The organism is Lentzea guizhouensis, from assembly GCF_001701025.1.
GTDB classification, from domain to species: Bacteria; Actinomycetota; Actinomycetes; order Mycobacteriales; family Pseudonocardiaceae; genus Lentzea; species Lentzea guizhouensis.
In genome coordinates this window covers 236,130-247,845 of the sequence record NZ_CP016793.1, presented here as the reverse complement: position 1 = coordinate 247,845, position 11,716 = coordinate 236,130, and the positions used below count along the sequence as shown (strand labels likewise).

The 11,716-nt window shown below is 68.1% G+C and carries 14 protein-coding genes; 6 read left to right on the top strand and 8 right to left on the bottom strand.

Features of this window, described 5'->3' with window-relative positions; all coding sequences use genetic code 11:
• Nucleotides 1–15 precede the first annotated feature (15 nt).
• Nucleotides 16–372, bottom strand: a complete 357-nt coding sequence (locus BBK82_RS01175; protein WP_065913316.1) for a peptidase inhibitor family I36 protein — start codon at nucleotides 370–372, stop codon at nucleotides 16–18.
• A 40-nt stretch (nucleotides 373–412) separates the two neighbouring features.
• Nucleotides 413–1,222, bottom strand: a complete 810-nt coding sequence (locus tag BBK82_RS01170) for a DUF72 domain-containing protein (RefSeq protein ID WP_065913315.1) — start codon at nucleotides 1,220–1,222, stop codon at nucleotides 413–415.
• A gap of 17 nt (nucleotides 1,223–1,239) precedes the next feature.
• Between BBK82_RS01170 and BBK82_RS01165 the strand changes: the two genes are divergently transcribed.
• Complete coding sequence (locus tag BBK82_RS01165; protein ID WP_065913314.1) at nucleotides 1,240–1,971, top strand: arylamine N-acetyltransferase family protein; 732 nt, start codon at nucleotides 1,240–1,242, stop codon at nucleotides 1,969–1,971.
• On the opposite strand, the gene BBK82_RS01160 is transcribed toward BBK82_RS01165, so the two are convergent.
• Genes BBK82_RS01160 through BBK82_RS01150 form a run of 3 tightly spaced genes read right to left on the bottom strand, consistent with a single transcriptional unit; the run spans nucleotide 1,926 to nucleotide 6,752 of the window.
• Nucleotides 1,926–3,620 (bottom strand): glycoside hydrolase family 5 protein, encoded by a 1,695-nt coding sequence (locus BBK82_RS01160; protein WP_335618034.1) that lies wholly within the window; start codon nucleotides 3,618–3,620, stop codon nucleotides 1,926–1,928. The two genes, BBK82_RS01165 and BBK82_RS01160, sit on opposite strands and share 46 nt — an antisense overlap.
• Nucleotides 3,621–3,649: 29 nt before the next feature.
• Nucleotides 3,650–4,807 carry an McrC family protein gene (locus tag BBK82_RS01155; protein ID WP_065913312.1) on the bottom strand — a complete coding sequence of 386 codons (1,158 nt, stop codon included), beginning with the start codon at nucleotides 4,805–4,807 and terminating at the stop codon, nucleotides 3,650–3,652.
• A complete protein-coding gene (locus tag BBK82_RS01150; protein ID WP_083267720.1) occupies nucleotides 4,800–6,752 on the bottom strand; it encodes an McrB family protein in 1,953 nt (650 codons plus the stop codon). The genes BBK82_RS01155 and BBK82_RS01150 overlap by 8 nt, the downstream gene beginning before the upstream one ends.
• Before the next feature lie 99 nt (nucleotides 6,753–6,851).
• Here BBK82_RS01150 and BBK82_RS01145 point away from each other — a divergent pair, with 99 nt between their 5' ends.
• Nucleotides 6,852–7,406 carry a PadR family transcriptional regulator gene (locus tag BBK82_RS01145; RefSeq protein ID WP_065913311.1) on the top strand — a complete coding sequence of 185 codons (555 nt, stop codon included), beginning with the start codon at nucleotides 6,852–6,854 and terminating at the stop codon, nucleotides 7,404–7,406.
• Nucleotides 7,391–8,686, top strand: a complete 1,296-nt coding sequence (locus BBK82_RS01140; protein WP_237047989.1) for an FAD-dependent monooxygenase — start codon at nucleotides 7,391–7,393, stop codon at nucleotides 8,684–8,686. The genes BBK82_RS01145 and BBK82_RS01140 overlap by 16 nt, the downstream gene beginning before the upstream one ends.
• On the opposite strand, the gene BBK82_RS01135 is transcribed toward BBK82_RS01140, so the two are convergent.
• Complete coding sequence (locus BBK82_RS01135) at nucleotides 8,652–9,365, bottom strand: DUF72 domain-containing protein (protein ID WP_065913310.1); 714 nt, start codon at nucleotides 9,363–9,365, stop codon at nucleotides 8,652–8,654. The two genes, BBK82_RS01140 and BBK82_RS01135, sit on opposite strands and share 35 nt — an antisense overlap.
• Before the next feature lie 72 nt (nucleotides 9,366–9,437).
• Here BBK82_RS01135 and BBK82_RS01130 point away from each other — a divergent pair, with 72 nt between their 5' ends.
• Nucleotides 9,438–9,731, top strand: coding sequence for a type II toxin-antitoxin system Phd/YefM family antitoxin (locus tag BBK82_RS01130; RefSeq protein WP_065913309.1), 294 nt, complete (start codon nucleotides 9,438–9,440; stop codon nucleotides 9,729–9,731).
• Nucleotides 9,719–10,129 carry a type II toxin-antitoxin system VapC family toxin gene (locus BBK82_RS01125; RefSeq protein ID WP_065913308.1) on the top strand — a complete coding sequence of 137 codons (411 nt, stop codon included), beginning with the start codon at nucleotides 9,719–9,721 and terminating at the stop codon, nucleotides 10,127–10,129. Before BBK82_RS01130 ends, BBK82_RS01125 begins: the two co-directional genes overlap by 13 nt.
• On the opposite strand, the gene BBK82_RS01120 is transcribed toward BBK82_RS01125, so the two are convergent.
• Nucleotides 10,120–10,773, bottom strand: coding sequence for a CPBP family intramembrane glutamic endopeptidase (locus BBK82_RS01120; protein WP_065913307.1), 654 nt, complete (start codon nucleotides 10,771–10,773; stop codon nucleotides 10,120–10,122). The genes BBK82_RS01125 and BBK82_RS01120 overlap by 10 nt on opposite strands.
• 41 nt (nucleotides 10,774–10,814) lie before the next feature.
• Nucleotides 10,815–11,315: an HAD domain-containing protein gene (locus BBK82_RS01115; RefSeq protein ID WP_065913306.1), complete on the bottom strand. Its 501-nt coding sequence runs from the start codon at nucleotides 11,313–11,315 to the stop codon at nucleotides 10,815–10,817.
• A gap of 59 nt (nucleotides 11,316–11,374) precedes the next feature.
• On the opposite strand from BBK82_RS01115, the gene BBK82_RS01110 reads away from it, so the two are divergent.
• Entirely contained in the window at nucleotides 11,375–11,692 is a 318-nt protein-coding gene (locus tag BBK82_RS01110; RefSeq protein ID WP_065913305.1) for a hypothetical protein, read from the top strand.
• Nucleotides 11,693–11,716 lie beyond the last annotated feature (24 nt).

Below are 11,716 nucleotides of genomic sequence, written 5' to 3'. Positions count from 1 at the left end.
AGTAGTCCGCCCTCGTTATGGCCCCCACACCTCCAGCCCCCTGATCACGAAGTACGCGTCCGGCACGTACGTCCCGTGCTTCGGGTAGGTGGTGAACTCGGCCTCCGTCGAGCAGTTCTCCCGCTGGTAGACGGTCGCGTCCCTGCTCAGGCGATTGGCGAAGGACCTCCCGACCAGGTTGAGGGTGATGCACTCGGCGGGGTTCGCGGTCTCCAGGTCGAGGCGCTGGACGGCCCCGGTGTAGTCCGGCCCGGTCCACACGCAGAACTCGCCCTTGTCGCAGGTCTTGTCACTCTGCGCAACAGCGATCCCACTGGAGGCGACCGCGCTCGCAGTGATCACCAAGGTGGCGATGATGCTCTTCGTCGACATGGGCGCACCTCCGTCGGCAACGAGTGTGCGTCCGTTCGGCTCAATCGGCCAGACGATCTTGGAGCGCCATCGCGTCACGCGGCGCGTAGGCCTTCGCGTCGTTGTCGAAGTAGACGAACACGTCACCCTGCTCGCGCCACGTCCTGATCTTCTCCGCCCACATGTCCAGGCCCTCGTCGGTGTAGCCGCTGACGTAGAGCTCGTCGTGGCCGTGCAGCCTGATGTAGGCGAAGTCCGTCGTGACCTCCTCGATCAACGGGTACTTGCCGGCCGCGTCGGCGATCACGAGCGCGATGTCGTGGCGCCTGAGCAGGTCGAGGAACTCCGGGGTCCGGTAGCTGTCGTGGCGGATCTCCAGCGCATACCGCATCGGGCGCTCGGCGTCGGTGGTCGTGTGGGCCGGGTCGACGCGGTGGTCGTGCAGCTTGGCTGTTTCCGCGGCTTCGGTGGTGGTGCGGGGGAGCGCCTCGAAGAAGTGCGTGAGCAGCTCGGCGTCGAACTGCAGGGTGGGCGGCAGCTGCCAGAGGATCGGGCCCAGCTTCGGGCCCAGCGCGAGAACGCCGGACGCGAGGTAGTTCGCGAGCAGCTCGCGGCCGTCCTTCAGGCGTTTCATGTGGGTGATGAACCGGCTGCCCTTGACGGCGAACACGAAGTCGTCCGGCGTCTCGGCGGCCCACTTCTGGTAGCTGGACGGGCGTTGCAGCGAGTAGAAGGAGCCGTTGATCTCGACGGAGCTCAGTTGCTCGCTGAGGTAGGCGAGCTCGCGTTTCTGCGTGACGCCCTTGGGGTAGAACTTGCCGCGCCAGGGCGGGTAGACCCACCCCGAAGTGCCGATCCTGACCTCACCCATGCGGCTATCGTGGCACGGTGGACGCCTACCTACAGCGCATCGGTGCCTCGCGTGACTCGTCGTTGGCGGAGCTGCAGGAGCGGCACCTGCGCAGCGTTCCGTTCGAGAACCTCTACACGCACATGGACGTCCGGATCGTCCTGGAGGTCCCGTGGCTGTACGACAAGGTCGTGGTGCAGCGGCGGGGCGGGTTCTGCTACGAGCTCAACGGGTTGTTCGCGGAGCTGTTGCGGGACCTGGGACATCGCGTCGAGCTGCTGGCCGCGCGGGTGTTCGACGGATCGAGGTTCGGGCCACCGTTCGACCACCTGACGTTGCTGGTGGACGGTGAGTGGCTGTGCGACGTCGGGTTCGGGGCGTTCTCGCTGCACCCGCTGAGGTGGGACTCGCGTGCCGAGCAGCAGGACCCCGCCGGTGTTTTCCGTCTGGCTGACGACGGTGAGGACGTGGTCGTCTACAACGGCGATTCGCCTTGTTACCGCGTGGAACGGCGGCCGCGCGAGTTGTCCGAGTTCGCGCCGACCTGCTGGTGGCAGCAGACCGCGCCGGAGTCGCACTTCCGCGTTGCGCCGCGGGCGACGATCCTGACGCCGGAGGGGCGGAAGACGTTGACGGACAAGAAGCTGGTGCTCACGGAACGCGGCGGGAAGACCGAAGTCGCTGTGGATGATCCGGAGGCCGCGTTCCGCGAACACTTCGGAATCTATTTCCGGCAGAGCAGCGCGTCCGGGGTCCTGCGCCAGTTGTAGGCCACGCCAGCGATGTGCTCGTCTTGCGCGCACTGTCCCTTGTAGTGCCCGTTGGCCCAGTCGCCGCCCTGGTCCGGCCGGTTGTCACCGCGGTCGAACCACAGCACGCGGGTGCTGGACCCGGTGGCGACCGGGGCGCAGACCAGCGTGAAGTTCGCGTAGCCGACGGCGGCGTTCCCGGTAGGGCACTGCAGCTTCGTGTAGCCGGAGGCCCAGTCGTTCGTCACGTGCTGCTCATTGGTGACACGGGTCGTGCTGCTCCACTGTGGACCACTCACGCACAGGCCGCGGTTGCCGGTGTGGCTGATGCCAATGAGCTTCTGGCTCTGCGGGCAGGACTCCTTGGTGAGCTGGTTCCACCGGGTCTCGCGCGGGATCTGACCGGTGCGGCTGGGCCCGTTGACGAGCCGGTTCCACGCGCCGGCCCGCCAGTCGTCGCCGTCGTTGACGCCCATGCGGTTCCCGTTGGCGTCCCAGTGCAGCAGCGCCCAGCCGTTGCCGCGCCGGTTGTCGTGGAACCCGACCAGCGGCCAGTAGGCGAAGTCGGTGTCGGTGGCCACGAGGTGGTTCACGAACCGCTCGAACCAGTCCCGTGCCCTGGGGTTGGACTCCTCGCGCCCGCCGACGCCGAACTCACTGATCCACAGCGGCGCGGTGAAGTGCTTCTGCGCCTCGGTGATGAAGAAGGCCTGGCGCTGCAGGACGTTGACGTGCTCCTGCGGTGAGAGGTCCTGGTAGCGCGGGTCGCTCGTCTCACCGATCCCGGTGGCGCCGCTGTGGTTGGGGCCGGTGTAGCCGTAGAAGTGCGCGCTGTAGACCAGCTTGTCCGGGTTCGCGAGCGTGTGGCTGAGGAACCGGGCGGGTTCCAGCGTGGGCCTGCCGTGCGCGAAGCCGTCGACCGGGATGCCGGTCCAGTTGATGCCCTCGACGATCACCAGCAGGTCCGGTGCCGTCTGCTGGATGCGGTCGGCGGCCTGCTGGGAGGCCTTGTGCCAGTCGTGGTCGTTGCCCCAGCCCCAGTTGGGGTCGTCCCAGACGTTGCGGCGCACCTCGTTGTAGAGGTCGGCGCCCACAACGCGCTTGTTGTCCTTGTAGCGGTTGGCCATGAACGCCCAGTCGTTGATCCACTGGTCCGTGCTCTGGCTGGTGTTCCACCGCTCGTTGCCGTCGACACCGCAGCACCAGCGTGACGTCGTGGTGTGGTTGTTGAGGATGACGGCGAGGTTGTTGCGGGTCAGTTCGGCTATCGCGGCGTCGTACACCTCGATCGGTCGTTTGCCGTTGAGTTGCGCGTCCTTCAGGCCGTTGACGGGGTTGGTGTCCTTGATCATCTGGTTGGAGAACGGCAGCCGGACGCTGTTGACGCCGATCTCCTTGAAGCCGCTGACGATCGTGGCCATTGTCGCGCGGTCGAGGCCGAGCGGGACCTGGTCGGCCTTCTCGCCGGCGTGGTGGGTCGCGGGGTCGTTGATGTCGCCGGAGCCGTTCCAGGTGCCACTGGCGCCGTGCCAGTTGCCGGACTTGAGCTTGAAGCGGTCACCGTGGGCGTCGACGATCCACCGGCCTCGGGTGCTGAGGGGGCCGGTCCAGGTCGCCTCTTCCGCTTGCGCGGGGGCCACGAGACTCGCGGCCAGGAGCAGGGGAGCCAAGACGCGAATCGTTCTCATGTCTGAACAGGTTAGTGGGGGAGCAAGGTTTGCAGGAGGGCCGAATTCTCGGCGGGCGGGACCGCGACGTCGACGCTGATCACGTCGACGGCGGCGACGCGGCGGCCCAGGTGCTTGACGTCGATCGTGTGCTTGGCGGTCGGTTTGGTCGACGGGTGCACGATGACCGCTCTCGGGGAGTCGGGCTGGTAGGCGTGCGCGTAGGTGAGGAGCTGGTGGATGTCCTCACGGGTGACGCTTCGCTGGTCGTAGTCCTTCCACTTGGCGTCGACCGGCAGCTGTCCGACCAGTGCGTCCGGGGTGAAGGTGGCCGTGTGGTGGCTGCGGTGGATCTTGACGCCGTCGATCTTGGTCGCGCTGCCCGCCATCCGGTGCACGACTCGTTCCCAGACCTTCTCGATCACCATCAGGTGGGAGTCGCCGACGAGTGTTCTCGGCAGGAACAGGTCCGATACGCCTCCGGCCCTGAGCACCACCTCGGCCCACGCGTGCGCGGCCCGGTAGCGCAGGTTCAGCCGGTTGTGCCAGGACCTGGCGAGCGCCGTCCGTGCTGCTTCTGTGGTGCAAGACGGGAACTTCACGGCGAGCTGCCTGGCCTGCTGGCGGAGCTGGGGGTTTGCGGCGGTCTTCGCGGCGTGTTGGAGAGCGGCGCCACACACCTCGTTCTCCCAGATCTGCGCGGTGCGGTCGAACGTGCGGACGTGCAACCGGTCGAGCATCCCGTACCGATGGGTGGCCTGGCGGGTGAGGTCGAGCCGGCCGCGGATGGCGGGCTCGACGGTGTTGCTCGGCTGGTAGTCCTTGCGCAGCTGATCGCGCAGCAACGTACGGCACTCGTCGAGCAACGCCTCGACCGCCATGTCCGGGAAGTACGCGCCGTCCGTGTCCCACCGGCGTTTCTGCGACGAGATCGGGTGGTCCTTGTTCGTCGCGTAGTGCAGCCAGTGCAGCAACATGTCGCCGCTGACCGGAATCTTCGGCTCGATGACCAAGTCGGCGTTGTCGAGCTTGAGCAAGCCGACGACCTTGTTCACCTTCAAGGTCATGCCCTTGGCGGTTGGGCGTGGTGTGAAGTACTTGCTCAGCGTCGGGTCGTCGAACTTCCACAGATCCGCTTCGGTGAGTGGGAAGTCCAGCAGCGTTGTTTGTTGCTCGCGGATCCTATTCATTCGCGTCGGCGTCCGCGCTGAACTCCTTGGCCAGCACCTCCAGCAGGTCGCCGGGTGTGGTCTCCGGTCCGACCTTGGCCTTGCCGAGGATGGCGTCGAGGAGGAACTGGTCGTTGCTCGTGTAGTCCTCCAACAACGGCAGCACGTCGTGGAAGTACACCGAGTGGACATCACGTTCGTTGTCGAGCGGCTTGTCCTCACGCAGGAAGAACGCGTGGCCGATCTCGTGGTCGGGGCTGAGGTGCTCGGCGATCCTGCCGTTCAAGTCCTCCAGGAACGCGACCAGGTCGAGTGGTCCGACCGCGCCGGCGATGACCTCGTAGTCGGTGCGGACCGGCTGGAACTCGAACCGCCTGCGGATCGCGGCGTCGAGGTGGGAGACGCTGCGGTCAGCGGTGTTCATGGTGGCGATGATGTAGACGTTCGGTGGCACGCTGAACGGTTCTCTGCCCGTCGAGAGCTGGAACTCCTTGCCGCGCTTGTCCTTCTCCAGGTAGGTGACCAACTCGCCGAGCACGCGGAGCAGGTCGGCGCGGTTGATCTCGTCGATGACGAGCACGTGGTTCGGCTGGTTCTTGGCCTGCTCGCAGACCCGGTAGAACACGCCCTTCGTGAGTGTCAGCGACAGGCCGTTCCCGTCGGTTTCGGTGGGGCGGTAGCCGAGGATGAAGTCCTCGTAGCCGTAGGACGGGTGGAACGTCGTGTGAGTGACCCGGTCCGCGGCGAACTCCTGTGCCGCCGCGAAAGCCAGCCGGGTCTTGCCGGTGCCGGGTGGGCCGAAGAGGACGACCTGGTTCTTGCGTTCCAGGCCGCGGATGACGTCCTCGACCTCTTTGGCGATTGGGGCTGGTTGAGCGGCGACGCCGGGGACGGCTTTCGTGAGGATGGTGTTCCACAAAGCCGATCGGACCGGTGCGAACGTGCGGAGCCAGGCGCCGACGGGTGCGTCGAGGTTTTGTTCGTACGAGGTGTCCCAGCCGACGGAGACGGTGTGGCGGTAGTGGTCGATGTCCGGGTCGTAGCGGTAGCCGCGGTCGGTGACGGTGCCGACGGCGAGAACCTTCGACTTGCCCTGGTTCGCGATCACCTTCGCGCCGGCCGGGAGATCGCGGAAGTACTCGAACAGCCGCGTCGCGCTGGCGCGGTGCGAGCGTGCGGACTTCTCCGGGTACACCTCGGTCAGCGCGGCGGCGAGCTCCTCACCGGTCGTGTACTGCCGGAGGTCGCCGACCTTGTCCCAGCCGACGCGGATCACGTTGTCCCGCAGACACTCGTCCCAGTAACGGCCGCCACGGCCGGGTGCGATCTTGACGACGGTCTTGGCCGCGACGGGTGCGAGGAGGTGGTCGTGCAGAAAGCGGACGACCTCGTGGTAGTGCCAGGAACTGAGTTCTCGATGGCCGTCGACCAGATCTTTGAGCTGCCGGTTCAGCTCCCACACCAGGCCGTTGGGCGCCGGGATCTCGCCGAGGGCGAGGATGAGCATCCGGAGATCGGCTGCGGAGTAGATCGGCAGGAACGCCCTCGGGCGGTACGTGTGCAGCGCCTTGGTGACGAGTGACTGCCCGTGCCGCAATGACGGTACCGTGTTGAGATCGCCCAGCAGCGCTCCGACGAACTCGTCGTTCACCGCCGCCCAGGCCCGTTCCGGTGACTGCTCCTTGCGAGCGCCGGCGACGTACCACTTCTGGGTGCGTTCGCGTTGGAAGATGATGTGCTTCGCGAAGCTGCCGCCCTTGATGCTGCCCAGATGTGGCGTGTCGTCCTCCATCGCCTCGCAGAACGACGGCTCACCCGTGCCGATCGCGAAGCGTTCCAAGGGGAGTTGGGCCCAGTCCTCCAACGGGTAGTCGGCGACCACCCGCTTGCGTTCGCGTGCCGCCAGCTCCAGCTCCGCGTCCATCTCCGGCTTGGGATGGGTTTCCAGCGCCTTGGTCAAGTCCACGCCAAGCACATCGATCGTTAGGGGTGGAATGTTGCGGCGTTCAGTTGACAGGCGTCGGTCGGAAGCAAATACTCGGAACCGAGCGATCGGAGTCGAGTGATGAAGAACCCGCTGGGCATGGCCGTCCTGGGCCTGCTCATGGAGTCCCCGCTGCACCCTCACGCGATGGCCGCGACCTTGAAGGAACGCGGCATGGACCGCGCCTTCAAGGTCACGACCGGTTCGCTGTACGACGTGGTGCGCGCGCTCGTGCGTGACGAGTGGATCGAGGCGCGCGAGACCATCAGGGTTGGTGCGCGGCCGGAGCGGACGGTCTACGGGCTGACCGCATTGGGGCAGCAGGAGTTCACGCGCTGGGTCGACCGGTTCGTGCGCGAGCCGCAGCCCGAGTACCCGAAGTTCCTGTCCGCGGTCAGCTACCTCGGCGCGCTCGGGAAAGACGGCGCGGTGGCGGCGTTGCAGGAGCGGGCGGAGCGGCTGCGGACGTCACTGGAAGAGATGCGGGATGGGCATGCCAAGGCGTTGCAACAGGTTCCGCGACTGTTCGTGGTCGAGGTCGAGTACGCGATGCGCATGACCGAGGCCGAGCTCGGGTGGGTCGAGGAGGTCATCGGCGAGGTCGAGGGAGGTGGGCTGGCGTGGCCGGAGGGGTGAGCGTACTGGTGGCCGGGGCGGGGCCGGCCGGGTTGATGGTGGCGGCGGAGCTGGCGCTGGCCGGGGTCGAGGTGGAGGTGGTGGACGCCAGGAGTGAACGGTGGCCGCATCCGCGTGGGTTCACGTTGTCCGCGCGCAGCTTGGAGATCCTCGATCGGCGGGGAATCTTGGACCGGTTCCTGGCAGAAGGGCCTGTTGTGCAGTACGGGATGTTCCTGCCGGGAGTGTTCCTGGACCTGTCCACGATGGACACCGATCACCCGTACACGCTCGGCATCGCGCAGAACCGGGTCGAGGAGCTGTTGGAGGAGTGGCTCGCCGAGCTGGGTGTGCGGGTGAGGTGGGACAGCGAGCTCCTCGACTTCCGGCAGGACGAAGACGGCGTCGACGTGCTGGTGGGCGGGGAACGCCGGCGGGTGCGGTACCTGGTGGGGTGCGACGGCAGCCGGAGCACGGTGCGCAAGCGGGCGGGGATCGGGTTTCCCGGGGTGGACGCGACCTCGCACGGGTTGATCGCGGACGTCGAGGCCGACTTCGAGGCGCTGCGGACGGGTGAGGTGTTCGTGCTGCCGCGGCCGGGGTACGTGCGGATCGTGCTGGACGAGCCGGAGCCGCGACGAGGGCCGGTGGAGCTGGCGTACGTGCAGGAGTTGCTGGACCGGAAGCTCGGCAGGGTGGTGCCCCTCGAGAACCCGCGGTGGCTGTCGCGGTTCTCCGACGCGGCGCGGCAGGCCGAGACGTACGTGTGCGACAGGGTGGTGCTGGCCGGGGACGCCGCGCACGTGCACCCGCCGGCCGGGGCGGTCGGGGTGAACGTGGCGCTGGCCGATGCGGTGAACCTCGGCTGGAAGCTGGCCGCGACGGTTCAGGACCGCGCGCCCGCCGGGTTGTTGCGGACCTACCACGACGAGCGGCATCCCGTTGGGGCGCAGGTGTTGCGGACGACGCGGGCGCAGTCGTTGCTGGGGCGCGACGACTTGGCGCCGGTGCGGGAGATGGTCGCGGACCTGGGGGTGGGCAAGCAGCTCGCGGAGCTGGTCACGGGGGTCGGCACGCGGTACGACCCGCGCATCCCCGGCGACCACCCGTGGCTGGGGCGGCTGGCGCCGAACGTCGAGGTGGGCGGACGCACGGTCGCCGAGCTGCTGCATCCGGGGAAGCCGGTGCTCGCGGACGTGCCGGCCGTCGGCAAGGTGCTGATCAGGCCGGACGGGCACGTCGCGTGGGTGGACGACGAGGCGACGCTCACCGCCGCGCTGGAGACGTGGACCGGGCCATGAGGTCCAGCGCGTTGTACGGGGCGGCGCCGTGCATCGTGTTGTCGAAGTAGACGTAGGTGTCGCGGTCCCACTCGTGGATCTTGCGAGCCCACTCGTCGAGCTGCTCGTCGGAGTACGAGCTGATGTACAGCTCGTCGTGGCCGTGCAGCCGCACGTAGGCGAAGTCGGCGGTGACGGCTTCGATGCACGGGAACGTCGGCGCGTCGGAGATGACGTGGGCGACGTTGTGGGTGTGCAGCAGGTCGAAGTAGGCGTCGGTGCGGAACGACTCGTGGCGCGGTTCGAAGGCGTGCCGGCCTGGAGGGAGCGCGGCCAGGAAGTCCTGCACAACCGCGGCGTCGAAGCGCAGTGAGGGCGGCAGCTGCCAGATGATCGGGCCTTGCTTCGGGCCGAGTGCGAGTGTTTCGAGGAACGCCTTGAGCGCGTCCTCCGCGTGCCGCAGGCGTTTGTGGTGCGTGACGAGCTTGGAGCCCTTGACGGCGAAGGTGAAGCCGGTCGGGGTCTCGGCCGCCCACTTGCGGTAGTAGGCGGGTGGCTGGAGGCGGTAGAACGAGCTGTTGACCTCGATGGTGTCCACCTGTGCCGCGAGGTGGCTCAGCCAGAGGCGTTGGGGGACACCGCGGTAGAAGCCGTCGCGCCACTCGGGGTAGCGCCAGCCGGACGTGCCGATGCTGATCACCCCGGTCGGGTATCCCCGGTGGCCTGTAGCTACTCCGTAGCACTTCTGCGGAATAGGTGCTACCTTGGTGCTATGACGCTCACCGCCATCGGACAACGGGAGCTCCGCAACGACAACGCGGAGATCATGCGGCGGGTCGAGGCGGGCGAGAGCTTCGTCGTGACCCGCAACAACAAGCCGGTCGCCCAGCTGTCGCCCTACCGCGTCGACGTGCGGTGGCACGAGCAGCCGGTGCGGCTCGGCGACGTGCAGGAGGCGTTCCGGCGGCTGCCGTCGGTGGACGCGGAGCACTGGGAGGCAGACCAGCGCGCGGCCGACGAGGTCTTCGGCGAGGACGACCCGCTGGAAGACCCGTGGCAGAGCTGAGCCGCGTCCTGCTCGACACGGGTGTCCTGATCCGCCTCGAACACGTCCAGCTGGGTCCGTACGCGCAGGCGCAGCCGTTCCTCAGCGCCGTGACGATCGCGGAGCTGGCGTTCGGGCTCGACACCGACGACCCGGTCGAGCGGTTCGCCCGCACCGAGCGGTTCTACGCCGCCCAGCAGCAGTTCGAGGTGCTGCCGTTCGGCGTGGAGGAGGCCAAGGTGTACGGCCAGCTGGCGTCCCTGGTGCGCCGGGCCGGCCGCTCACCCCGCCCGCGCCGGATGGACCTGCAGATCGCGGCCACCGCGGCCGCCGCGGGCATGCCGGTGCTGACCATGAACGTGAAGGACTTCGCCGACCTCGACCGCCTCGTGGAGGTGGTGCCGGTCCGTCAGGTCTGAACGGCGCCGTGGAAGAAGAACTGGCCGAGCCCCACGGAGAACACGAGCATGCCGTACAGGGCGTGCTCGATCGACGCGACCAGCAGCGACTGCGTCCGCCGATAGCGGGTGGCGAAGATCCAGCCGCCCGCCGCCGACAGCACCACCGACACCCAGCTGCCGAAGATGATGTGCACGAACCCGAACGCCACCGCGCTCGCCGCCACCGTCCAGCTGCCGAACGCGGGCCCGTAGCGTTCGAACAGGAACGCCCTGAACACCAGCTCCTGCGGGTACACGCTGAACAGCGGGTAGAAGACCATCACCGCCAGCCACAGCAACGGCTGCTGCCGCGGCAACGCGAACAGCTGGTCGGGCAGGACCACGGCCACGACCACCACCGCCACAACGGCGGTCACCGCCCACAGCGTCAGAACCGGCCGCAGCTGCCCGCGGACCGCCTCGGCCCGCCACAGCGACCGCCGGTCGAACGCCGGCGTGCGCAGCAGGTACCAGACGCTCGCCGCGCCCAGCACCAGCAGCACCGGGATGGGGCTCGTGCCCCGTGCCAGCAGGTCGTAGACGAGCGTGAGGCCGAAGAACACCAGGACGAACTCGGCCGCGAGGACGACTTTGCGCTGCGTGCTGAGAGCGACGACTGCCACGGGCGCCACGGTAGGTGGCCGAGGTGAACAAACGCTGATCGTCAGCTGAGGAACGCGAGCACCCGCTCCAGGTGGCCGATCCCGATGCCCGTCCGCGCGGACACCGGCACCAGCAACGTCCCCGGCCGCCGCGCCGCCCACGCCGCGTCACCCCGCTGGAACTCGTCGTCGAGCCACGCGATCCGCCGCTCACCGGCCCACGCCGTGATCGCCGGGACCTTCCCGTGCAGGCCGTCGCGGTGCTCGGACCCGCGGCCGCCGAAGTCGATCCACTCCAGCTCCGGCAGCCCCAGCCGGGACCCGATGAACTGGTTCGCCTCGTGTTCCCACGTCGTCGCCCACACCAGGTCCGCGCCGGTCGCGGCGGCGAGCGAGAGCAGCCACGGCCCGTGCGACGGGTCCAGCCACACCCGCAGCGGGCGCGCGAACCCCGCAGGTCGCAGGCGGTGCGTGGAGTAGCCGGCCGGGCGCCGGGTCGGCTTCGCCGCGTACGGGTTCAACGGACCGTCGACGTCGACGAGGATTGCCGGGCGCGCGAACATGACGAGATCGAAACATCCGGGCGGCTAATGATCCCGTGATTTATCCCGATACGGGACACATGACTCTCACGGAGATCGCGACCTCGGGCACGGCGGCCCGCGTCCGGGCCGCGCTCGAACGTCAGCTCGACGGCGCGCTGGTGGAGGTTCCCGAAGACGACGACTCGCCGCGCAGGGCGTTCAGCGAGGCGTTGCGCCGGGCGTTGATGCTGCGGCAGAAGCACCCGTTCGACGTGGTGGCGCTCGGGCTTCCGGACCTGCTGCGCTACCGGGACCTGGTGGCGGGCTCCGAGGTGACGCTGCGGGCCACGAACATCGAGGCCTACTTCATCCGCACCGACGGCAGCGTGGAGCAGTACCAGTCCGAAACGCGGTGATGCCCGGCTCCCGCCGAGGCAGGA